The following is a 23333-nucleotide window of genomic DNA, read 5'->3' as shown; positions in this document are numbered from 1 at the left end:
TTGGGCTCTGTGTCTTTGGCAAAAGCGATGAGGCGCGCGTACAATGCTCGCATTATCCACTATGAGGTGTCCCATGTCCTTCGCCGACCAACTCGAGCGCCTGCAGGAATTTCTTGATGCCGACGACCTGCACGATGAAGCACTGGACTACCTGGCCACACACGGGTATCTCGCCGCGCTGTGCATCAGTCCAATAGACGTACCCGAAGAGGAGTGGATCACCGAGCTCTTCTCCGAAACGCCTAATTATCAGGGTGACGCACAAAAAACTGATATTGAGGCCGGCTTGCGTGCATTAAAGACCCAGATTGCACGCGAACTCGCCAGCGATGAGGATCTTGAGCCACCCTGTGACCTGAGTCTGGGTGACGAGCCCGATCTGTCGGATCTGCGTAGCTGGTGTATCGGTTTTCTGGAAGGTGTCTTCCTGCGCGAGGAAGACTGGTTCGACAAGGACGAAGAAACTGTCAGCGAGTTACTGCTACCCATCATGGTCGGTTCCGGATTGTTCGAAGACCAGCCCGAGTTTGCCGAAATGTCCCAGGATGCAGACATGGTCGACGATATGATGCAGCACATACCAGAAATTCTGACCCAGCTCTTTCTGCTCTTCCATGCCCCTGAAGACAAACCAAAGCCGGCATTGCTGTCGCGCCACTAACGGGTAACAGTTGAGAAAAAGGGCCTGTCTTGTCAGGCCCTTTTTCATTTCCGGTATTTACCCACTCAGAAACCGGCAAAACCCGCCATTCGCCAGCAATCACTGGCATCGACCACCATATGTATCAGCAGGCCGACACCCACCAGCCGAAGCGGACGCCAGAGCGTCATCAGCAGATAACCCGTGATCGCCGTATAGGTATGCAAGGGATGAAAGCCAATTGAACAACGATCCGCTGCGAAAATGGGATCAGCCAATAAGTGATCTAGATCGACAAGCATGGTCGCCAGCATTATTAGCCAAGCCTTTTGCCACTGATCACGAAAGAACACCAACGCGATCACCAGCGGTACGAGTGCGTGCAGCGCCAGATGAAAAATCAGGGTAAGCGTCATGCCGAACCCTTGCCGACGGTCACCCAGCGCTGCAGCAATGGCAATACATCGCCCGACGATTGATAACCATTAGCCAACAGAGCCAGCTGGCCTTCGCGCTCAGCCAGCAAGGTCGGAAAACCCGCAATGCCCAGGTCGCGAGACCAGGAAAAATCGGTCGCAATGGCCGCGCGGGTCAATTGCGCATCGAAATGCGCACCGAAAGCTTTGCGCCGATAACCGGCCTGCTCAGCGAGATCAATTAGAGCCAACGTCTGACTTACATCGACCGCCTCGGCGTGAAATGCATACTGGATCCCGCGAACCAATGTCCATAACTTGCTCGCATCCAACACCCGGCCCGCCACCAATGCCCTGCAAGCAGGTTCGGTGTTATACACAAATCCAACGGGCAAGTCGTCTGGGGTAAGAAAGGGCTGTCCGGACGCGATCGTAACGGCCTCCCAATGCTCTGTCAGTGCCGACCTGGCCGCGTCGTCGAGGGGCGAGCTTGCGCCTGGTCGCAACCCCCCCACCACGAGATGAATTGGCAGGTCCGGATAATCAAGCCGGATCTGATCAACAACGGGCGCGAAACCCCAGCACCAGGAACACATTGGATCCATTACGTATAGCAGGCGCTGGGCCATGAGCCTCTCCGTTGGGTCATCTCAGGTGATATCGGGCGTGGTCTGTGTCTGTTGTTGCCCAATCGGGTGCGGCTGATTGCGCAGCTTTGCCAGTTTCACCTGACGCTGACGCTCTTCGGCACGACGCCGGCTCTTCTCTGGCAGGCTGTCATAGCAGCGTGGACAGCTGACGCCCTCTTCGTAGTGCGGGGAGGCTTTTTCTTCTGCAGATATCGGATGACGGCAGGCGTGGCACTGATCAAAGGAACCGGGTGCAAGATCATGCCTGACAGTGACTCGGTTATCGAATACGAAACACTCACCATTCCAGCGGCTTTGCTCAGCCGGAACCTCTTCGAAGTACTTGAGAATCCCGCCTTTGAGGTGAAATACCTCATCGAAGCCCTGTTGAAGCATAAAGCTAGAGGCCTTCTCGCAACGAATGCCACCGGTGCAGAACATCGCTACTTTCTTGTGCTTTTCCGGGTCGTAATGAGCCTTTACGTACTCGGGGAATTCGCGAAAGCTCTGGGTTTTTGGATCAATCGCGCCCTCAAAAGTACCGATGGAGACTTCATAGTCATTACGGGTATCGATCAATAGCACCTCGGGATCGCTGATCAGCGCGTTCCAGTCGGTAGGCTCGACATAGGTCCCGACCGTCTCGTTGGGACAGACGCCCTCGACGCCGATAGTCACGATTTCTTTCTTCAACTTGACCTTGGTGCGGTAAAACGGCATGTCAGCGCATAGCGATTCCTTGTGATCGAGGTCACTCAAGCGGGCATCACTGCGCAACCAGGTGAGCACCGCATCCATGCCTTCTCGCGGACCGGCAATAGTGCCGTTGATGCCCTCCCACGCCAGCAACAAAGTACCTTTGACGCCATTGGCCAGCATGGTATCCAGCAAAGGCTGGCGCAACGCCTGATAATCTTCCAAGGTGACGAACTTGTACAACGCCACCACAACAATCCGGGACATGAACATACCTCTGTATTCAGTTATCGCCCCCGTAAAGGGCGCACCATTTTCGCCGGCTGATTCTAACAGAGGCCGACAGCTGCGTCAGGGGTTTGCCTTGGCGTCAGTATTGCCGCCCCCCAGGCAATTGGGCGAGTCCGGCGCCTGCTCGCGGGCATTCCATTCGGCCGGCGTGTACGTATGCAACGCGAGCGCGTGGATACTCGACATCAGATCGCCCAGGCTGCGATATACCGCCTGATGACGCTTGACGGCATTCAGACTGGCAAACTCGTCACTGACTATCACCGCTTTGAAATGCGACTCTGAACCGGGCGGCACGCTGTGCATGAAACTTTCATTGACCAATTCGAGGTGAACCGGCTGCAGACTTTGCATTGCCTGGTGAAGCGCGTTCTGAATATCGCCCATGATCTCTCCGTTGTACTCAGTTGATAAAATAATGCGCAAAGCGCTAGCGCAGACCCTGTTGGCGAGCCTCAATTTCTTCTGTCATTCGTTCCAGCAACCCCTGTATTCCGGGTTCAATATATTCCTTGACCCGAACGCTGCTGATGGCCATGGATTCGCGGGTGAGCTGCGGCAGATACTTCATCAGCTTGCGGCCGGCTGGTGATTGATAAAATTGTGCCAGCTGCTCGAACTCTTCCTCACTGAACAACGGCAAATACAGATCCACTAATTCGTCACGCAGTGCATCCCAGGCGAGTTCTTGATCCAGCATCTGGCGGGCCTGTTGCTGGTAACGACGCAGAACCGATTCGTACTGCATGGATCCACCCATTTGCGAGAAATGCGCGGTAATCAGCCTTTCTACCTGGTCATACACCGGTGCGGTCATGCTCTCTGCATTAGCGAGTTTGAGAAACCGCTCGGCACTGGCACGATGCGATGTTTCGTCAGCCATCACCGAGTTGGTTATTCCAACACCGCCCAGCAGCAGCCAACACAGCAGCGGCAACAAATGAATACGCATGGATCTACTGGTTTCTCCGGGAATATGAAATCCAGCTTCTATACTGACAGTCATCACTTGCATTGACTACTCGGAGGATCAACATGAGCACACGCATCGAAACGGACAGCATGGGCGAGATCGAGGTCCCTGCCGACCGATACTGGGGCGCCCAGACCCAGCGCTCGCTGCATTACTTCGCGATTGGCGAGGAACGGATCCCTCTCGCTGTCGTCCACGCACTAGCGTTACTGAAGAAGGCAGCTGCTCGCGTCAATCACACACTAGGGAATCTGGACGACGCAACCACCACTCTAATAGAGCAGGCCGCTGACGATGTTGCAGAGGGCCGTCTGGACGATCATTTCCCCCTGTCCGTCTGGCAGACCGGTAGCGGTACCCAAAGCAACATGAACGCCAATGAAGTCATTGCCGGGCGGGCCAACGAGCTGGCCGGTGGGCCACTCGGTGGAAAACAACCGGTGCACCCCAATGATCACGTGAATAAATCCCAGAGCTCAAACGATACTTTCCCCAGCGCGATGCATATCGCAGCCGTCATACAGACTCAAAAAAAACTGATCCCCGCCGTGCGTAAACTGCGTGAATCATTGAACCGGCAGGCGCACCAATATGCCCATCTAATCAAGATCGGCCGCACCCACATGATGGATGCGACACCGGTCACCTTCGGCCAGGAATTGTCGGCCTTCGTCGCCCAGCTCGATATGGGCCTGCAAGCACTGGAGCAGGCATTACCCAATGTGTGTGCCCTCGCCCAGGGCGGCACAGCAGTGGGCACCGGACTGAATACGCCGCCCGGTTTCGCCACTGGGGTCGCCGAAGAAGTTGCACGATTGACCGGTTTACCCTTCACCAGCGCCGGAAACAAGTTTGCCGCACTCAGCGGTCATGAACCTTTGATCCAGTTGCATGGCGCCTGCAAGCAACTGGCTGCCACATTGATGAAGCTGGCCAACGACCTGCGACTGCTGGGCAGCGGTCCACGGGCCGGGCTCGCCGAGGTCCGCTTGCCGGCCAACGAACCAGGTAGCTCAATCATGCCCGGCAAGGTCAACCCAACCCAGTGCGAGGCGCTGTCGATGATCGCGTGTCAGGTTCAGGGCAACGATGTGACTCTAGGCATTGCGGCCAGCAGCGGCCATCTGCAGCTGAATGTATTCAAACCAGTCATCATCCATACCCTGCTGCAATCCATACGGCTGCTCACCGATGGCTGCAACAGTTTTTGCGAACATTGCGTGGAGGGTATGGAGCCGGACAACCAACGGATGCGTGAGCATCTGGACAACAGCCTGATGCTGGTCACAGCGCTAAACCCGGTGATTGGCTATGACAAAGCGGCAGACATCGCCAAGAAGGCATACACCGAAGGCACAACGCTCAAGCAGGCCGCCTTGGCCCTCGGCTATCTGGATGCAGCCGCCTTCGATAAAACGGTCAAGCCAGAGCAAATGGTAGGCAAGCATAGCTAATATTGTCGCGTTCATGCTCTGTAACCCTTAGCGCCGGGGCCGGCGCTCTTACCAGCTAAATCAGACGCTTGCCGGTGGCGGCGTGATGGCGAGACGGCGAAGACGGCGGTTCCTGAGCTTTTGGATCAGACTCGGCGCCAGCGCTACTAACGCCGAGCCGCTGACGACCAGCAAGGCGCCCAGATAGGCCAGATTGTTCAGTAGTTCCGGTTTGATCACTGTCGGCCAAAGCATTGAGCCCACCGCCACCATCGCAAAAGTAAACAGCGGCGTTGTCGCAATCGTTGCGCTTACGCGCGAAGCTTCCCAGTGCACCAGTGCCTCAGCAAAAGCTCCATACGCCACCAGCGTATTCAAGCAACAGCCAACCAACAACCAGAACTGAAGCGTGGTCACGTGCAAGATGCTACCGGGATTGGCCAAGGGTAGCAGCAGCGCAGAGCAAGCCAGATAGATCACCATCATGACCGTGATCGACGACCAGATAGTTAAAAGCTGCTTCTGCGCTAAACCATACAGCGCCCAGGTCAGCGCCGCCCCAAGGGTAATCAGAATGCCCAGCGTATAACTAGTCATCTGGGTAAACAGTTCGTCGAGACGTTGATTAAAAAACAGCACGAACCCCACCAACAGAACCATCAAGCCGATCAACTGACCAATACCAAAACGCTCACGAAAAACCCACATGCTGCCCAGCATCAACATAACCGGTGCGACCTGGATCATCAGCTGCATGGTGCCCGGTGTCAGCCGGCTCAAGCCCATAAGATAAAGGACGTAATTAAACGTCAGACCCAGGATAGCGACCACCAGCAACCAGCGATTGGTCGTCGACAAGGCAAGGATCGAAGGCAGCCTGCGCTTCCAGGCCAACCAGACAAACAGCACTACTCCCGCCGTAAACAGCCGATACCAGGTAACTGTGTAGGGATCCATCCCCTTGAGCACTTCTTTGAGCATGATAGGCAAAACAGCCCAGAGAACAGTGGTAATCATTGCCAACAAAAAACCGTACAACCAGCGACCAGACGAGACGTGCATGGAAAACTCGAAACAGGGAGGGGGGAAGGTAGTCATATTCTACTGCCGCACCGTGTCCGGCACACAGCTACAGCTGATGAAGACTTGAAGCTTGAACTGTTACGCGCAAGCCCCTTCCCCTGGCAAAAAAACAGCTGCGCCCTCGCGGGCAGAAGCTAAAGGAAGAGCAAGAACGAACAAAAAGTGGTATTGCACCCATACTCGTAATACTGGCTATGGCACCATAGTCTGTAGCATCAATCCGGCGATAGCTCGCTGTCACGCAGGCGATGCCAACCTGTGTCGTCCTGCTCAACAGCATAGCGCGCCCAACGAACAAACTCGGACAGGCGACTGATCCCCGTTCCGCCCTCACCCAACCCCTGAATCGTCCGATAACGAACCCTACCCGGCCGGCCCGGACGCCGAGCAACGATCTGTACCACTTCGCGCACTGACCAATTGTTACCGGGCATACCATTACTGTAGAAACCTCCCACCTTGAGGTCTTCTTCGGCAACACGCTTGCTTTTGGCATGGGAGTTGGCCAGCTCTACCAGCTTGAGCAGGTCGTCGAACTGAATATCCACATACGAATTCATTTCGCGCAACGCATGGTGGAAATCTTCCGGTGCGATACCAGTCAGCTTGCCGGGCTCTGCTCTAGCGAGCGCCAGCGGATAGCGGCGCCAGTCAAAAAGACTGTTGAATACAATAGCCGTAGCAACGATGACCAGTGCATCCAGCAAGATGGGATACAGCACAAAATTGAAGCCGGCCTGCTCTACTGCTGGTCCTCCGAGCACAACAATCATCGCAGTGGCACCACCTGGCGGGTGCAGGCAACGTGCATACATCATCAGCATGATGCTCCCACCCACAGCCAATGCAGCTACCCAGGGAACCGCCGGCAACCAGAGCACGCAGGCAACACCAAAGCTGGCGGAAATAACCTGCCCGCCGACCACCGACCACGGCTGAGACAGCGTGCCATGCGGAATCGCAAAGACCAGCACCGCACTCGCCCCCATCGACCCGGTCACCCAGAGTGCTCCGTCACCGGCTATGCCCAGATGCGTAATCCAGTACACCAGCATCAACGACAAGATCGCACCTACCGCCGACAACAGCTTTTCCTGATGGCTGGTGCTATCAGGTCGCCAGCCGATAAAGTTCAGGCTCCTGCTAAACCACCGCTGCCTCATTTAGGCTGTCTCCTGATGCAATGGGCGAAAAGAAGCAATGATACTCTCTGTCACATTGTCGGTCACAGCCCGCAACCGGTTGACGACCACGACTGCTATGCTTGGGTTTGAACATCGCATAAAGGAGAATGGCATGGGTACATTAGCTACAGAGTCGCTCGACAGATCAAAACAGGGTGCAAAAATTCTCGCTGAAAATGATGCTCAGACGCTTCTGGAGAGTTTGGAAGGCTGGTCCCTGATCAGCATTGATGACGTGAGTCGGGCGGAAAAAACATATCAATTCAAAGACTTTCAGCAAGCACTCACCTTCACAAATCAGGTGGGCGCATTAGCTGAAGACGTCGGCCACCACCCGGCATTGCTGACCGAGTGGGGCAAGGTCACCGTCACCTGGTGGAGCCACGACCTGGGCGGCGTCCATCGCAACGACCTGATCATGGCCGCCAGGACCGAAAGACTGAAAAGCTGAGGCTCAGAACAGCGCGCCGTCGGCTTCCTTCTGCATCAAAAGGGCCGGAGGCGTGAAACGTTCGCCATATTGCTCGGCCAAATACCGGGCCCGAGCCACAAACACCGATACGCCATACTGGTTGATGTACTGCAGAGCACCTCCGGTCCAGGCAGCGAAGCCGATGCCGAAAATCGAGCCAATGTTCGCGTCTGCAGTCGATAGCAATACGTTTTCCTCAAGGCAACGCACCGTTTCGATGGCCTGTGCGAAAAGCAACCTGTCGCGCACGTCTTCTATCGGTATCGACACGCCACTTTGTCCGAAGTGTCCGCTCAGATCAGGCCACAGGTATTTTTTAGCGCTGGCAGGATAATCATAGAAACCCTTGCCGGCGGACTTGCCGGGACGCTTGAACTCGTCAACCATTCGGCTTATCACAGCAAAGGCAGGATGTTCCTGAAGTGGCTTGCCCTCGGCCGCTAGGTCCTTGCGTGTCTGCTCGCGAATGTGGCTCATCAGCCCCATGGAGACCTCATCCGATACGGCCAGTGGTCCAACCGGCATGCCTGATTGACGCGCCACGTTTTCGATCAGTGCCGCCGGTACACCCTCACCCAGCATCGCGATGCCTTCACTGGTAAAAGTACTGAATACCCGCGAGGTAAAGAAACCACGACTGTCATTGACCACAATCGGCGTCTTGTTGATCTGCATGACAAAATCAAATGCGCGCGCCAGGGTTTCATCGTCGGTCTGACTGCCCTTGATTATTTCCACCAAAGGCATCTTGTCCACTGGGCTGAAAAAATGCAGACCGATGAAACGCTGGGGCTGTTTGACCGCACCCGCCAGTCCACTAATGGGCAGAGTAGAGGTATTCGAAGCGATAACCGCGTCGGGTAGTGCGTGCTGCTCGGCCGCCCGGGTAACCTTTGCTTTGAGTTCACGATCCTCAAACACGGCTTCAATAATCAGATCGCAGCCAGAAAAATCCGCATCGTCGATAGTAGGCTTTATCCGCGCCAATATGGCCTCACGCTTCTCCGTCTGCATTTGACCGCGAGCGACTTTCTTTTCCAGCAATGTTGCTGAATAAGCCTTGCCCTTGTCTGCCGCTTCCTGCGAAACATCCTTGAGTACCACCTCAATACCCGCAACAGCCGACACATAGCCAATACCGGCGCCCATCATGCCCGCACCCAACACTCCCACTTTGCGGATATGACGCGTCTCGAAGCCCTGCGGCCGAGAGCCACCCGCCTTGATCTGATTGAGCTGAAACCAAAAGGTGCCGATCAGATTTTTCGCCACCTGTCCGGTTGCAAGCTCGGTGAAATAACGCGTCTCAATAATCTGGGCAGTATCGAAATCGACCTGCGCGCCCTCAACCGCAGCGCACAATATTTTCTCTGGGGCGGGCAAACAGCCGTGGGTTTTGCTGCGCAGTACCGAAGGCGCTATCGGTAACATCTGCGCCAGGGAGGGACTGTTCGGGGTTCCACCCGGCATCCTGTATCCTTTAAGGTCCCAGGGCTGCGCGGCAACTGGCGCACCCAAGATCCAGGTGCGGGCACGGGCCAGCATATCGTCGCGATCGCTCGCCAAGGCATGAATCAATCCGGCTTCCAGCGCCTCGGCCGGCCGCACCTGCTTGCCTTCGACCAGATAAGGCAAAGCCTTCTCTACGCCGAGCAATCGCACCATGCGCACAATCCCACCTCCGCCGGGCAATAATCCGAGAGTCACCTCGGGCAACCCCAGCTGAACGGACGGGTGATCCATTGCAATACGGTAATGGCAAGCCAGCGCCAGCTCCCAACCACCTCCCAGTGCAGCCCCGTTGATGGCGGCTACAACCGGTTTGCCCAGGGTTTCCAGCCTGCGCAATTGCGCTTTGATACCCAGCACCATGTAATAAAACGAATCGGCATCGGCGGGCGTTACCTTGACCAGCTCATTCAAGTCGCCACCGGCAAAGAAGGTTTTCTTGGCCGAAGTTACGATAACGCCTGCAATACTGTCGCGTTCATTTTCCAATCGCTCTACCGTTTCAGCCATGGCGTGGCGGTAGCTTGCGTTCATGGTATTGGCGCTCTGGCCAGGCATATCCATGGTCAGGATAACAATGCCGTCCAGGCCTTTGTCGTAACGAATAGCATCGGTCATGTTCATCTCCTCAGACGCGTTCGATGATGGTAGCGATACCCATACCGCCGCCAACGCAAAGCGTGGCCAGGCCGTAACGCAGATTGCGCCGCTCCAGTTCGTCGAGCAGCGTAGCGAGGATGATGCAGCCCGTGGCGCCCAATGGATGGCCCATTGCAATACTGCCGCCGTTGACGTTGATTTTCCCCTCGGGGACCTGCATCTCGCGCATGAAACGCATGACGACGGATGCAAACGCCTCGTTCACTTCAAACAGATCAATTTCGTCGATCGTCATCCCCGCCCGCGCCAACACCTTACGGGTCGCAGGTGCCGGACCCGTAAGCATGATGGTCGGATCGGTACTGGTCACAGCGGTCGCTACGATGCGCCCTCGCGCAGTAAGACCCAATGCCTCACCCTTTGCTTGGGAGCCAATCAGCATAGCAACCGCACCATCGACGATTCCCGAGCTGTTACCCGGCGTATGCACGTGATGGATACGTTCGACCTGCGGATAACGCTGTAGAGCCGAGGCATCGAAACCCATCCGACCCATCGCCTCAAAGCTCGGTTTCAGGGCACCCAAGCCGACCAGTGTGCTGTCAGGGCGGATAAACTCGTCGTTGTCCAGTAACATAATGCCATTTTGATCAGTAACAGGTACCAGCGTTCGCGCAAAAGCGTGCTCGGCTCGGGCACGGGCGGCTTTGTGCTGCGAGCGCAAGGCAAAGGCATCGACATCCTCACGGCTGAAGCCTTCCAGTGTGGCAATCAGATCTGCGCCGATGCCCTGGGGCACAAAGCGGGTATGCATATTGACCTCGGGATCCATCGCCCAGGCACCCCCATCGGAGCCCATCGGCACCCGCGACATGGACTCCACCCCGCCTGCCACGACCAGATCTTCAAATCCTGAGCGAACCTTCATGGCGCATAGGTTCACTGCCTCAAGACCTGATGCGCAGAAGCGATTGATCTGCACACCCGCGACGCAGTCGTCCCAGTCCGCCGCCAGCGCGGCGGTCTTGGCAATATCGGCGCCCTGATCACCCACCGGCGTGACACAGCCCAGAACGATATCATCCACCTGACTGGTATCCAGATCGTTGCGCTGCTGTAAAGTGCGCAGCAATCCGGCCATTAAGTTAACGGGCTTGACGCTATACAGCGACCCGTCCTTACGTCCCTTGCCGCGGGGCGTGCGCACCGCATCAAAAATCATCGCCTCAGTCATCAGGTCTCTCCAATAGGGCCATATAACTACCCTACCTTTCAGAGGTATCGGAACAATGACCAAAACGCTCAATCGCGCTGACCAAAGCTTGCGCCGTTGTGCTCGTGGGCCTCGCAACCCACGCGTACCCGAAAAAGATGTCACTTTGATTTCATATACATAGCCGTTCGCGACTTGCCCTGTAATGCATGTAGCCAATTGGTCTAATGCAGCATTGCCAGAGCATCTATCATCAAGTCACAATAGCGCTGCAGACATTAAGTGGCGCCGCCATAGCGCATTGCGATGCTCACCACTGCGCATAACAAAAATAAACGAACCAAGAAGGCGCTTGCCATGAAAAAGCCGATCAGAACACGGTTTTCATCAGTCGGCCTGGTATTCGCAGCCACCTGGCTGCTGTTGATCCTGCCCAACATCAACTGGGGTGGCGCTGCCTGACAGGGTGGTTTTACGCTTTTCTCCAGCTGCTTAGCAGTACAATGACGCACACATCCCTGGGTCATTGGAGCTCACGTGAACTTGCCTTACCCCCTTGCCCAGCTGAACTGGACCGAAGACGGACGACCTATCTCTGAGCATTTCGGCGATATCTATTATTCTCGCGATGACGGCATGGATGAAAGCAGGGACGTTTTTCTGCGGCACAATCAGCTAGAGCAGCGATGGCAGACATTGCTCGCGGGCGACAGGTTCTGCATCGCGGAAACGGGTTTTGGTACGGGTTTGAATTTTCTCTGCGCGTGGCAACTCTGGGACCGTATGGCGCCAGCTGACGCCCGACTGCATTTCGTCAGTGTCGAAATATCCCCCCTCAGCGCTACTGATCTGCAACGCGCCCATGGGTTATGGCCCGAATTGACTCCATGGTCCACGCAACTACTCGAGCAATACACCTCGCCTGCACCCGGCTGGCAACACTTCGTCCTTGCTAACGGCCGGATCACGCTGACGTTGATGATTGGCGATGCACTCCAATTATTGCCGTACCTCGACGCCAAAGTTGATGCCTGGTTTCTGGATGGTTTTGCCCCGGCAAAAAACCCTGACATGTGGCAATCCGCACTCTACCGGCAGATGGCTCGGTTGGCTCGGCCAGGCACCACTATCGCCACGTTCACCAGCGCAGAAGACGTACGTCAAGGCCTGACTGATGCTGGATTCAAGCTGGAAACTGTAAAAGCACATGACGGCAAACGTGAGTTGCTCACCGGCCGAATCGATACCCTGGCCGCACGTGACTGGACACCTCCGTGGTTTAATCGACCGCCGGCGCTCATCCGTGAGCGCCGGGCGCTGATCATTGGCGCAGGACTAGCCGGCTGCAGTACGGCGTTTGCCTTGGCTCAACGGGGCTGGGCGGTAACCGTTATAGAGCGCCATGCCGGTGAAGCCCGGGAGGCATCAGGCAACCCTCAAGGCATTCTCTACTGCAAACTGTCGCCCCACCAGACCCCCCTCTCGCGTTTTGTCCAAACCAGCTACGCCTACAGTCTGCGCATTCTGCACCAGCTCCTTGCGCAGGACGGTGATGGCTGGGCAGCCTGTGGGGTGCTGCAACTCAGCGGTAATGCCAAAGAGCAAACCCGCTTGCAGGCCCTGGCTACACAGGGGTACCCAGCAAACTTTCTGTATGGCGTGAACAGTGGAGAGGCAAGTCGGATTGCCGGCGTGAAGGTTGCTAACGGCGGCCTGTTCTTTCCCGAGGGGGGCTGGGTCAACCCACCCGCTTTCTGTAGAGCTCTACTGCTAAAGGCCGGCATCACGCTGTCAACCTGTCAGGAAGCGTTGACGCTGCAACAGCGTGACGCGCGCTGGCATGCAATCGATGAACAAGGTCAGACAATCGCTGACGCTGCTATTGCCATTATTTGCAGCGCAGGGGACAGCCAGCGTTTTACGCAGACCGCCCACCTACCCCTGAAGACCATACGCGGCCAGATAACCCACCTGCGCGCAAATGCTCAAAGCCAGGCTTTACGCAGCGTACTGTGTGGCGATGGGTACGTATCGCCGGCGCGCGGTGAGGAGCACTTCCTTGGCGCCAGCTTTCGCTTTGACCGCTCTGATACCGAACCCAGTGTGGAGGAGAATGTCAGTAACCTGGCGTTACTCTCCAGCCTCTCACCTGAATTTGAAGAGGCTCTGGCCGGTGATGGTCAGCTGGATCCAGCGACTCTCAAGGCGAGAGCTGCCCTGCGCTGTACTACACCTGACTATTTACCCCTTATTGGACCGGTCGTTCAAGCCGAACAATTCCGTGAGGATTATGCGGCGCTTGCGAAGGACGCATCGAAAAGACCCGATACACCATCACCCTGGCATACAGGTCTTTACATCAATGCGGCACATGGTTCACGGGGACTGATAAGCTGTCCGCTCAGTGGTGAGATTATTGCGGCCTTACTCGAGAATGAACCGATGCCATTACCCTCTGACCTAATGAAAGCAGTCCATCCAAACCGCTTTTTACTCCGCCAGTTGATCCGTGGTACCTGAGCCTACTCCTGAGCTTTTCTCCCCCGACCTGCGCCACTTTCAGCCTGTACACGTTTCTACCATTGCTGTGCTAGCATTCAGTAAAGCCCGTCGATAGAACAAACCGAAGAACCGGCGGCGCCCCAAGGCATGCATCCAATGTTTTCGTTACGATGGCTGCTTATTTGTTGTATGTACTTGCTGCTGTTGCCGGCACAGGTCAGCGCGCTAGACAATGCAGTGCACGGAAAACCGACCGCGCCGGGCGCTATCGTCGTGCTCGACAAGGCAAACGTTCGCCTCAACCTTGCCAGGCATGCTCTGGTGCTCGAAGACCCCCAACAGCAATACGTTGTCAGCCAACTGGGTGACGATGCAAACCTGCCCTGGCAACCCGTTACAGGCACTCATATCAACAAGGGCAAGAACACATCAGCCTGGTGGCTGACGGTTCTGCTGGATAACCGCACAGAGCAAGCGCTCGATGGCGTTTTGGAGATCAACTACCCGATCCTGGACCGCGTCGAGCTATTCCATATCGACCCGCAACGCAGAATGCACCACCAGAAAAGCGGCGATCATCTGCTGCTTGAAGAACGACCTTTGCAGGTACGCAACCCCTGGCTGACTATTTCTTTGCCCTCCGGTATCAACCGGATTTATGTGCGTGTTGAATCCAGTAGCACCGTTTTCGTCCCGCTGTACTTTGCGACCTGGCCGGCCGCAGCCGCACGACTGGAAATCAGTTCACTGGCCCATGGTGTGTTCTATGGCGTTTTACTTGGTCTGTTCGCCTACAACTTGTTCCTGTTCGCGTCACTACGCGAAACCAGTTATTTCTGGTACCTGATATACACTCTGAACATGCTTCTATTTATGGCAGCCTTCGATGGGTTGCTATGGAAATGGCTGCCAATGAGCATCGGCATCCAGTCGGGCTCAATCTACAGCCTGATGTTTTTGCACTGTATTGTCGCTACTCAGTTCAGCAGACACTTCTTGCACACCGCCGCGCATTTTCACCGAATTGATCGACTGCTCTTGAGTGTGATCATTTTGGTGGCCATCACACTGCTGAGTTTTCCGCTAATCGGTTTAGCAGCCTATAACCTCCTAGCCAGTTTATTCGTGTTGAGTACCTCCGCAATTCTGCTGGCAACCGGCATTTACGTCTGGCGTCAGGGATTTCGTTATGGCTTGTATTACACTCTGGCATGGAGTGTTTTGCTTGGCTCCCTGATGCTGTCAACAGTCGGCTCCCTAGGTTACGAACTGGCGGTTTCCTATGGCACAGACTGGGTCAAACTGGGCATCTGTCTGGAGCTTTTTATCCTTTCGCTGGGCCTGGCTGACCGAATTAGAACCCTTAAGGAAGCCCGTTTCAAGGCTGATGAGCAAGCCCGACAGGCCCGCTTGGAAGCGCGCGCCAAAGGACGTTTTCTCGCGAAGATGAGCCACGAGATACGCACGCCACTGAACGGTGTGCTCGGGATGCTCCACCTGTTGCACCATACCCCGCTAAACCAAACCCAGCAGTTCTATGTAGATACAATCAACAGCTCCGGCAACACCTTGATGTCGGTCATTAATGCTGTCCTGGATTATGCCCGTATCGAGTCCGGACATGTGCAGCTCGAACAAATCGAGTTTGATCTCGAAGAGCTCCTTTCAAGTACGTGCAGCCTGTTTACTGCGCAAGCCGTTGCCAAGCAGCTGGAGCTCTACTGCTGTATAGACCCGCAAGTACCACGCAAAGTGATAGGGGACCCCACCCGGCTCAATCAGATACTACTCAACCTGCTTGGTAATGGTATGAAATTCACCAGTCGTGGTCACGTTACACTGCAGGTAAGCCGGCGTGATAACAACCAGACTCAAGGATACTGCTTACTGCAATTTCAGGTCACAGACACCGGTATAGGGATAGGTCCAGAGACCCAGAACGAACTATTCGACTCGTTCACCCAAGCCGATAGCAGCACCACGCGTCGCTATGGCGGTAGCGGCCTTGGGCTGGCTATTAGCCAGGAACTGGCCGCCCTTATGGGCAGCCGAATTGAAATCACCAGCGCCTTGGACGAAGGCTCGACATTTTCCTTTGAGCTCTCCTTGGGTACTGTCGAAGGCTCAACGAGCAATCAAAATCAGGTGCCCCTGTCCGGCTTCGCCATGCTGATCGGCAGCGATCAAGCCGCACTGGAGTGCTATGGCGCAATGTTAATACGACTGGGATTGAGTGTGCAGACTCTTCTGGCAAATGAGTATCTTGCGAAACCACCCGATGACTGTCTGCTGGTAGTCTCGACCGCAGGAATGAATACAACCGACCTCTCGCGCCTTGAAACCCTCTTGGCAGAACGCCGCCAACCGTCGCTACTGCTGAGCTCTGTGGCAACCCCAGACAATCAAAGCGCCACCAATGACAACGTAGTTTCGACTTGCCGATCGCCAGTCACGCCAGATCGCCTGAGAGAGGCACTAGATACACTCACTAGATCCTCCAAAGCGGTCCAGGCAGACGAGCCGCAGCGCGCCACTCTCCGCCGCCAAGCCAGAGTCGATCGGATAACCGTGTTGGTCGCTGAAGACAATCCTGTCAACCAGATGGTCGTGCGTGGTTTGCTAGAACGATATGACTGTACTGTTGTGCTGGCAAATGACGGAGCCGAGGCCGTGCATTTGTACAAGGCCGACGCCCAGCGTTTTCAACTGGTTCTGATGGATGGGGAGATGCCACACATGGACGGATTTGAAGCCACGCGTCAGATCCGCGCCTATGAACGTAGCACTCAACTACCAGCCGTTACCATCGTTGCACTGACAGCTCACGTGTTAGATATCCATCGGGAGGCCGGAGCCAAGGCTGGCATGGATGTCTATTTAGCCAAACCGCTGCAGGCGCAAGCCTTGTACGCGGTCATCGACCGTCTGCTCAGCCCGGGTATAAACCGGTAGCACCCTGGTAAAACAACCGGCCACCGGTCAAAAACAGAAATACATAGCACAACTGGTAGATCAGCTTCTCATTGCTGCGCTGCAACAGCCAGAACCCCATACGGACGCCGATTGGGGCCAGCGGCAGTAACACCAGCGCGGTCAGCAGGTTAGTCTTGTCGAATTGACCGAGATAGATATAGGCCGGCAACTTTGCCAGATTCACCACCGCAAAAAAAACCGCGATCGTGCCCATCAACAGCGTTTTATCCAGCTTTTGCGGTAGAAGGTATACGTTGATCGGCGGTCCACCTGCGTGAATACCAAAGCTGGTAAAGCCGGCCACCATGCCCCAAAAACTACCTCGTAACCTGCTCGCTTCCCGGGGTGGCGGATCGCCGCGGCGCAACCAGATGTTTAGCGTGAAAATCAATGCAATGGCACCAATCATCAACTGGATGTGCGCCTCTTCCAGAACGCGAAACATCAGCCCGCCCAACAGAACCCCGATCAGTGATGCGGGCAGGATGATGCGAAGATTCGACCTGTCCCAGCGGCCGCGAAAAGTGCGTAAGGCCATGAGATCCATCGCGATCAGGATCGGCAACAGAATGGCTGCAGCCTGCTGCGGCGACATCACGAGTGCCATCAGCGGCACGGACAAAATGGCAATATTGCCGCCAAAACCGCCCTTGGCAATGCCATAAAGAAGTACCGCGGGTATGGCACACAGATAAAACAACGGATCAGTAATCATATCGGATCAAGCACTGATGAACGGCCACGCAGTGTATCATTAGTGCCACTGTCATCTGGGAAGTAGACAACATGCTGATACCCCATACCCTGCTGGACCCTCATACACTGGAACGTCTTTTAGAGGACTTTGTCACACGTGACGGCACAGACAACGGATACGAAGCGACTCTCGAGCAACGGGTATCGCGATTACGTAAACAGATTGAGAAAGACGAGGTTTTGATTGTCTTTCATCCCGATACAGGGGATACCAGCCTTGCCCACCGGCGAGACGTGCCGGCAGACATGTTCAAATAGTACTTGTCCTAGCGCAACATATTAGCCAATGCGACCAAAGCAGGTCGGGTTGTGGGAAACGTGGCCGCCGAGGTAGCCACCGGATGAGAGGAAAGACGCACGACCACTAGTCCCACTGCCGGATTAACATGAATCATCTGGCCGTGCACACCGAGCGCCTCGTAGGCACCATCGTCGTTGTGGCTGATCCACCATTGATTGCGGTACGAATAGCCCGCTTGAAAATCACGGCCGGCTGCCTTGAATGCTTCCCGATCACCGCCCTCACGAATGCGGGCTATCACTGAGCTGTTAACGATCTGCTGGCCGTTGAATCGACCTTCCAGCCGCATCATCTCGCCAAAACGACCAAGATCACGCAGGCTGGCGTTCAAACCGGCGCCCGCCCACTCAGTACCTTTGCTGTCCAGCAATAGATAAGCATCCTGCTCGGAACCCAACTTGCTCCAGAGGCGCTCGCTGATCAGCTCAGCCACATGCTTTCCGGTAGCGCGGCGTAACACCCAACCCAGTACTTCGGTGTGCACGGTACGGTAAATAAAGCGCTCACCATGGGCACCGTCAGAACCAATAGTCGGCAAATAGCTGTAAAGGTCACGCTCTCCGGCAAAGTCCTCAGGCCTGGGGAGCATGCCGGCTGACATGGCGTATTTGACGACATCCGATTCCTGATCGGCATATACCTCGCTGTAGTCGATGTCGGCCGTCATATTCAGCAGTTGCTGAACCGTTGCGCCACTCCAACCGCTGCCGTGAAGCTCTGGCACGTAGTCAGTTATCAGCGCATCAGCTTTGAGCGTACCCTCCTCCAGCAGTTGCGTAGCGATCAGGCCGCCAAAGGATTTAGTGACCGACCAGAGCATGTGGGGATTCTCAGCCGGCATTCCCTCGTGGTAAGCCTCATAGACTACTTTGCCATCTTTCATTATCAGCGTGGCATCGGCGAAGGTAGAGGTGAGGTATTGACCGAAAGTAAGGAAATCGCCTTGCGGGCCTGTGAAACTCAATGCGTCGATCTTCTCGCGCAGATCTTCCCCTGCCGGCAACCCTGTGGGTGCCTCTGGCCCCCGGCGGATATTGCGCGTGGGCAGCAACTCGCGCATATGGTGGAATGCCCAACGCAGATTGGGGAACTGCACCAGAAAGTTGTCTGCGGTTACCTGCTTGTCTGCCGGGGCCGGAAAACCTTCCATTAACCGCAATTGGTCAAGACGAACAGTATCGGGTGAGGGCATTTCCTGGGCCTGTGTCTGATGTGTCAAAAGTACCGCCAGAGTGGCGGCGAGAGTACGCGAGAAAATCATGCGAAAACTCCGATTATTCGTGGGCCGATACGGCGAAGGCTTTATTTTTATATTGTGACTTTCTCAGATTAACCGATGCACTGGCCCCGGGCAGCGTCTGATAGGCCAGAGATGCGGTCTATTCAGTCAGGCAGCGACTAGAACTGCTCATAACGCTGGGTAATAGCGTGATAGCTCCCGTCCGTATGGATCGCAGACAGTCCCTGGTCACAGCTTTCGCGCACGGAGCGATTGGTAAAATCCATGCGATTGCCTGTCGGTGGAAACAGAGTGTGCTCGGTAACGGGTTGTCTGACATCAACCCAATCAGCTATGTCCCCATTAAATCCACGAATGATCCGTCAATCGCCGATCATCACGTCGACTCGTCCAGCATACAGCAGCAAATTCCGGGTGATCTGTCGCGCCTCTTCACGATAACGGGCATTCGCCTCAGTCATCGCAAGAAAGCGCGGGCCCAACAGGTAACGGGCACGCTGAAAAGCGCTGATGGAGTGACCCTGCAGGTCATCAATAGTCCCCAGGTGAATATGATTGCACTGCAGGCTCACCGCCACGTTGTGATACTCGATGAAGACCCGCGGTAATACGCAATAACTCCACTGGTCTCGTTGGTTGTGGCCATTGCATGGGGTTCTTTGTTTGCGAGCATTCGGTGCAAGCCCTCTAATGGAGCGTAATAGCCATGTATTTCAATTCCTGCATCCGCCAGAGCAGCTTCAACCAGCTCGTACTCAAGTCCTTTGTTCTCGCCTTCATATACGTAAGGAGGTTTGTGGGTGCCAAATCCGACCATCAGTACCTCGGCAAAGCTGGCAGGCGGGAACAGGATTAAAAAGAAGATAATCAAGACACTACAAGGGCGGTGCATGGCTAAACTCACGGAGTAGACGACAAATTGGCTACCATCAGACTCGTACTGAGAACGCCCCAATAGCAACCAAAAATCGATTCCGATTCTTGCACAACACCTATTCAGTCAATCCTGCCTTACCAGCAGAGACTGATTGACGCACCTGGTTGGATGCTCCAATGAATGCCGTTAAAATAAGTCTGCAATTAATGTAGCCATTGAGGCCAGCCATGAAAACACTATCTAGAACATTATCCAGTTTGATAACTGCCGGCTTACTCGGTCTATTCACCCTCCCGGCCTCAGCCGCTTGCACCGCTGACGATGCCGTAGCAAAAGCCGAAGAAGTCGCAGCAACAGTTCACCGTATCGCTGACGGTGATCCAGTCAAGGCAAACGAGCTTTACGAGCAACTGGTTGCGCTGCAACTACGCAATCCCACCACGGATGCACATGACCCCTGTGAAGCCTATGATCGGATTGTGGATGAATTGGAAAAACAGAACGGTGCTGTGGAGTAAATGCCAGTCTCGTCATGACATCGGCTTAGAGGATGGGGGTGCGACCAGCTAGAGCATGCGCTAGCGTTCCACCGTCAATATGCTCCAGCTCTCCACCCAGTGGCACACCATGGGCGATTCGCGAGACCTTGATCCCGCGAGACTTGAGCATGCTAGCGATATAGTGCGCGGTCGCTTCACCCTCTACTGTCGGATTGGTAGCCAGTATGACTTCCGCAACCTCGCTACGCTCGACCGCTTCAAGCAGGGCGGGGATACCAATTTCATCTGGCCCCATACCGTCAATGGGAGATAGCTGCCCTTTTAGCACAAAATAACGGCCGCTAAATCCGCCGGCCTGCTCGACCGCCCACACGTCGGCGGGGCTCTGTAATACGCAGAGCAAGCTGGCATCCCGACGCGGATCGATACAGATGACGCAGATATCATTTTCGCTGAGGGTACGGCAACGACTGCAATAACCCACGCCATCCATAGCGGTTGCAAGCGCTCCAGCGAGATGTCGAGCACCATCACGGTCTCGCTCAAGCAGATGCAACGCCATACGTTGCGCTGTCTTTGGGCCCACCCCGGGCAAACCGCGCAGCGCATCGATCAGATGACGAATCAGTGGACTAAAGCTCATGGCACCACCTGCATAATATTGATCATTACCTTTAAAAAGGCATCTTGAAGCCGTCGGGCAGGTTCATACCCGCAGTCATACCGGTCATTTTCTCCTGACTGCTCTTCTCCAACTTGCGCACCGCATCGTTAAAGGCAGCTGCAACAAGATCTTCGAGTATTTCCTTTTCTTCAGTCAAAAGACTGTCGTCAATGCTAACCCGCTTGACGTCATGGCGACCATTCATCACCACGGATACCAGACCCGCGCCAGATTGTCCGGTTACTTCGGCTTGAGCCAGTTCTTCCTGCATCTTTGCCATTTTTTCCTGCATATCTTGCGCCTGCTTCATCAGCCCGGCCATTCCACCTTTCATCATGCTGCTATCCTCGCTCAATGGGTCGTTGTGTCAATTGGACGGATAGTACCTTCGCAAATCTGAGCAGCAAAGTCGCGCATCAGACCCAGTACCAGCGGATCCTGCTGAATGCTTACCTCGGCCTCCTGCTGACGCTTGTGCTTGCGGAGCGCTGCCGCAATGGCCGGGGTTTCCTGGTCAGGAGAGGCTATCAGCACCTCCAGATCAACAGGAGAGCCAATATGCTCGATCAACGCCTGCTGCAGACGCAACCGGTGGTTGTCGTTGTACAAAGCACTATGCCCCGGATCAAGATGCAGCGTCCAAGTATCGCCGGAGCAGCCAACTAGCTGGCAATGGGCAGCTATACTCTGGGTCAGACCGCTTAGCTTCAACCGCAGGAATGTGTCCAACCACTCAGCCGCCAGACCAGTTGCTGCTGGCATATCTACGGGGGTCGCAGACGTCTCGTCCTCAGGACCAGCATCCCGAGGTGAGGTCGCCGCTGCCACGGCGTCCGCTGACTGCCAATCGCCAGAATAATGCTCAACATCAAAGCCTTCGTCGTCTTCTGCATCCCTTTCGTCTTCTACTGGATCAGCAGGTATTGCCTGCAGCCATTCAGCGGGCGGCTCATTCTGTGGCGGCTTTACCGGAGTGGTTGCCTTCAGGGGCTGGCCAGCGGTGAGTGACCGATGTTTGCTATTCGTAACATTATCCGACATAGAGCAAACAGGCGCATTCACCGACTCGGACTCTGGTGTTGATGGCTGTTCAGGCTCGCTGATTACCGGCAATACCACCGCAGGCGCCGCCTGTGCGGTTGCTTCTGGCCTGGCCGATTCGGATTCAGCCTTGGCCTGGCTGAGCCCTGTCTGCTTTCCCGGCGCTATTCCCGGTGAGCCAGTGACAGCGTCCTGTTCCAAAGTGCCGGGGCGAAACGCCAACATACGCAACATGGCCATTTCAAAACCACCACGCGGCTCCGGCGCCAACGGCAGATCGCGGCGACCATGAAGACCCATCTGGTAAAAAAGCTGTACGTCTTCAGCGCTGACTCTACCCGCAAGCCCGAGCACCTGTTCCTGATCGCCGAGACTGTTGTCGACGCTCTGTGGCAAAATCTGAGCAATGGCAACCCGTTGCAGCACCGATAATAGTTCACCCAGTACGCCGGTAAAATCCGCACCCTGCTCGGCCAACTCAGCCACGGCGGCGAGCATTGCCTGAGCATCATTTGCCGCTAGCGCTTCCAACAGCCCGAATACCTGCCCATGATCGATGGTGCCGAGCATGCTGCGTACCTCGGACACCTGAAGCGCACCGTTACCGAAAGCAATCGCCTGATCTGTAAGACTTAGCGCATCCCGCATCGAGCCATCGGCTGCCCGACCCAGTAGCCACAAGGATTCCTCGTCGAACCGAATCATCTCTTCGCCCAATACGTGCCGCAAATGATCGACAATCTTTTCCGGCAGCATGTTCTTCAGCGAAAATTGCAGACAACGGGAGAGAATGGTCACCGGCAGTTTCTGCGGGTCCGTTGTGGCCAGCAGAAATTTGACGTGTTCGGGTGGCTCTTCCAGAGTTTTCAGTAGCGCATTAAAACTGTGGCTGGAAAGCATGTGGACTTCATCGATCAGGTAGACCTTATAGCGACCTCGTGATGGCGCGTATTGAACATTGTCCAGCAGCTCGCGGGTGTCTTCTACCTTGGTACGGCTAGCCGCATCGACCTCAATGAGATCAACAAAACGACCCTCGTCGATCTCGCGGCAGGCCGAACACGTACCACAGGGTTCGGAGCTCACGCCGGTTTCACAGTTAAGGCACTTGGCCAGAATACGCGCGATCGACGTCTTGCCGACACCACGGGTGCCGGTAAACAGATAGGCATGATGGAGGCGATCATGATCAAGCGCATTGATCAGAGCCTGAAGCACATGGGTCTGGCCGACCATTTCACGAAACAGTCGCGGACGCCATTTGCGGGCAAGTACCTGATAACTCATTGGATGTCTGCTGTCCGATAGGGTCTGAAAGACAAGCCTATACTGTAACCAAA

At 55.4% G+C, this 23333-nt stretch carries 22 protein-coding genes; 8 read left to right on the top strand and 14 right to left on the bottom strand.

Annotated features, from left to right (window positions below):
- The first annotated feature begins 73 nt into the window (after nt 1-73).
- The gene (locus ACJAXR_RS13290; RefSeq protein WP_415058758.1) at nt 74-661 is read left to right on the top strand and encodes a UPF0149 family protein; all 588 of its coding nucleotides are present in this window, start codon (nt 74-76) and stop codon (nt 659-661) included.
- A 65-nt stretch (nt 662-726) separates the two neighbouring features.
- Here the strand turns inward: ACJAXR_RS13290 and ACJAXR_RS13285 are convergent, their stop codons facing one another.
- From ACJAXR_RS13285 to ACJAXR_RS13265, 5 genes are all read right to left on the bottom strand, one after another.
- Nucleotides 727-1056, bottom strand: a complete 330-nt coding sequence (locus ACJAXR_RS13285; protein ID WP_415058757.1) for a DUF6122 family protein — start codon at nt 1054-1056, stop codon at nt 727-729.
- Entirely contained in the window at nt 1053-1685 is a 633-nt protein-coding gene (locus ACJAXR_RS13280) for a DsbA family protein (protein ID WP_415058756.1), read from the bottom strand. The genes ACJAXR_RS13285 and ACJAXR_RS13280 overlap by 4 nt, the downstream gene beginning before the upstream one ends.
- 21 nt (nt 1686-1706) lie before the next feature.
- The gene (locus ACJAXR_RS13275) at nt 1707-2648 is read right to left on the bottom strand and encodes a rhodanese-related sulfurtransferase (RefSeq protein ID WP_415058755.1); all 942 of its coding nucleotides are present in this window, start codon (nt 2646-2648) and stop codon (nt 1707-1709) included.
- A gap of 84 nt (nt 2649-2732) precedes the next feature.
- Nucleotides 2733-3059: a BolA family protein gene (locus tag ACJAXR_RS13270; RefSeq protein WP_415058754.1), complete on the bottom strand. Its 327-nt coding sequence runs from the start codon at nt 3057-3059 to the stop codon at nt 2733-2735.
- A 43-nt stretch (nt 3060-3102) separates the two neighbouring features.
- A complete protein-coding gene (locus tag ACJAXR_RS13265; RefSeq protein ID WP_415058753.1) occupies nt 3103-3687 on the bottom strand; it encodes a DUF2059 domain-containing protein in 585 nt (194 codons plus the stop codon).
- A 20-nt stretch (nt 3688-3707) separates the two neighbouring features.
- Here ACJAXR_RS13265 and fumC point away from each other — a divergent pair, with 20 nt between their 5' ends.
- The gene (gene fumC, locus ACJAXR_RS13260; RefSeq protein ID WP_415058752.1) at nt 3708-5099 is read left to right on the top strand and encodes a class II fumarate hydratase; all 1392 of its coding nucleotides are present in this window, start codon (nt 3708-3710) and stop codon (nt 5097-5099) included.
- 60 nt (nt 5100-5159) lie between these two features.
- On the opposite strand, the gene ACJAXR_RS13255 is transcribed toward fumC, so the two are convergent.
- Entirely contained in the window at nt 5160-6140 is a 981-nt protein-coding gene (locus ACJAXR_RS13255) for a DMT family transporter (RefSeq protein WP_415058816.1), read from the bottom strand.
- A gap of 236 nt (nt 6141-6376) precedes the next feature.
- On the bottom strand, nt 6377-7324 hold the full coding sequence (locus ACJAXR_RS13250) for an HPP family protein (RefSeq protein ID WP_415058751.1): 948 nt from the start codon (nt 7322-7324) through the stop codon (nt 6377-6379).
- A 133-nt stretch (nt 7325-7457) separates the two neighbouring features.
- Between ACJAXR_RS13250 and ACJAXR_RS13245 the strand changes: the two genes are divergently transcribed.
- A complete protein-coding gene (locus ACJAXR_RS13245) occupies nt 7458-7796 on the top strand; it encodes a 4a-hydroxytetrahydrobiopterin dehydratase (protein WP_415058750.1) in 339 nt (112 codons plus the stop codon).
- 3 nt (nt 7797-7799) lie between these two features.
- Here ACJAXR_RS13245 and ACJAXR_RS13240 read toward each other — a convergent pair whose 3' ends face one another.
- The gene (locus ACJAXR_RS13240) at nt 7800-9944 is read right to left on the bottom strand and encodes a 3-hydroxyacyl-CoA dehydrogenase NAD-binding domain-containing protein (RefSeq protein WP_415058749.1); all 2145 of its coding nucleotides are present in this window, start codon (nt 9942-9944) and stop codon (nt 7800-7802) included.
- 10 nt (nt 9945-9954) lie between these two features.
- Nucleotides 9955-11160 (bottom strand): acetyl-CoA C-acetyltransferase, encoded by a 1206-nt coding sequence (locus ACJAXR_RS13235; RefSeq protein WP_415058748.1) that lies wholly within the window; start codon nt 11158-11160, stop codon nt 9955-9957.
- Between the two features lie 516 nt (nt 11161-11676).
- Here ACJAXR_RS13235 and mnmC point away from each other — a divergent pair.
- Complete coding sequence (mnmC, locus tag ACJAXR_RS13230; RefSeq protein WP_415058747.1) at nt 11677-13659, top strand: bifunctional tRNA (5-methylaminomethyl-2-thiouridine)(34)-methyltransferase MnmD/FAD-dependent 5-carboxymethylaminomethyl-2-thiouridine(34) oxidoreductase MnmC; 1983 nt, start codon at nt 11677-11679, stop codon at nt 13657-13659.
- A gap of 138 nt (nt 13660-13797) precedes the next feature.
- Nucleotides 13798-16593, top strand: a complete 2796-nt coding sequence (locus ACJAXR_RS13225) for a 7TM diverse intracellular signaling domain-containing protein (protein WP_415058746.1) — start codon at nt 13798-13800, stop codon at nt 16591-16593.
- Here the strand turns inward: ACJAXR_RS13225 and ACJAXR_RS13220 are convergent.
- Nucleotides 16571-17329: a sulfite exporter TauE/SafE family protein gene (locus ACJAXR_RS13220; RefSeq protein WP_415058745.1), complete on the bottom strand. Its 759-nt coding sequence runs from the start codon at nt 17327-17329 to the stop codon at nt 16571-16573. The genes ACJAXR_RS13225 and ACJAXR_RS13220 overlap by 23 nt on opposite strands.
- A gap of 71 nt (nt 17330-17400) precedes the next feature.
- Between ACJAXR_RS13220 and ACJAXR_RS13215 the strand changes: the two genes are divergently transcribed.
- Nucleotides 17401-17628 (top strand): YheU family protein, encoded by a 228-nt coding sequence (locus ACJAXR_RS13215; RefSeq protein ID WP_415058744.1) that lies wholly within the window; start codon nt 17401-17403, stop codon nt 17626-17628.
- An 8-nt stretch (nt 17629-17636) separates the two neighbouring features.
- Here ACJAXR_RS13215 and ACJAXR_RS13210 read toward each other — a convergent pair whose 3' ends face one another.
- The gene (locus ACJAXR_RS13210; RefSeq protein WP_415058743.1) at nt 17637-18932 is read right to left on the bottom strand and encodes a serine hydrolase domain-containing protein; all 1296 of its coding nucleotides are present in this window, start codon (nt 18930-18932) and stop codon (nt 17637-17639) included.
- 167 nt (nt 18933-19099) lie between these two features.
- Between ACJAXR_RS13210 and ACJAXR_RS13205 the strand changes: the two genes are divergently transcribed.
- The gene (locus ACJAXR_RS13205) at nt 19100-19519 is read left to right on the top strand and encodes a hypothetical protein (RefSeq protein ID WP_415058742.1); all 420 of its coding nucleotides are present in this window, start codon (nt 19100-19102) and stop codon (nt 19517-19519) included.
- 496 nt (nt 19520-20015) lie between these two features.
- The gene (locus ACJAXR_RS13200; protein ID WP_415058741.1) at nt 20016-20306 is read left to right on the top strand and encodes a hypothetical protein; all 291 of its coding nucleotides are present in this window, start codon (nt 20016-20018) and stop codon (nt 20304-20306) included.
- A 25-nt stretch (nt 20307-20331) separates the two neighbouring features.
- Here the strand turns inward: ACJAXR_RS13200 and recR are convergent, their stop codons facing one another.
- From recR to dnaX, 3 genes are read right to left on the bottom strand one after another with little or no spacing between them, the layout of a single operon-like run.
- The gene (recR, locus tag ACJAXR_RS13195) at nt 20332-20931 is read right to left on the bottom strand and encodes a recombination mediator RecR (protein WP_415058740.1); all 600 of its coding nucleotides are present in this window, start codon (nt 20929-20931) and stop codon (nt 20332-20334) included.
- A gap of 31 nt (nt 20932-20962) precedes the next feature.
- Complete coding sequence (locus tag ACJAXR_RS13190) at nt 20963-21289, bottom strand: YbaB/EbfC family nucleoid-associated protein (RefSeq protein ID WP_415058739.1); 327 nt, start codon at nt 21287-21289, stop codon at nt 20963-20965.
- Between the two features lie 14 nt (nt 21290-21303).
- On the bottom strand, nt 21304-23280 hold the full coding sequence (gene dnaX / locus ACJAXR_RS13185) for a DNA polymerase III subunit gamma/tau (RefSeq protein ID WP_415058738.1): 1977 nt from the start codon (nt 23278-23280) through the stop codon (nt 21304-21306).
- Nucleotides 23281-23333: the final 53 nt, after the last annotated feature.

Origin of the sequence: Halopseudomonas sp., from assembly GCF_047631575.1 — a bacterium.
Taxonomy (GTDB): Bacteria; Pseudomonadota; Gammaproteobacteria; order Pseudomonadales; family Pseudomonadaceae; genus Halopseudomonas.
Note: the sequence above shows the minus strand (reverse complement) of the source record. Positions and strands in the feature narration are given on the sequence as shown.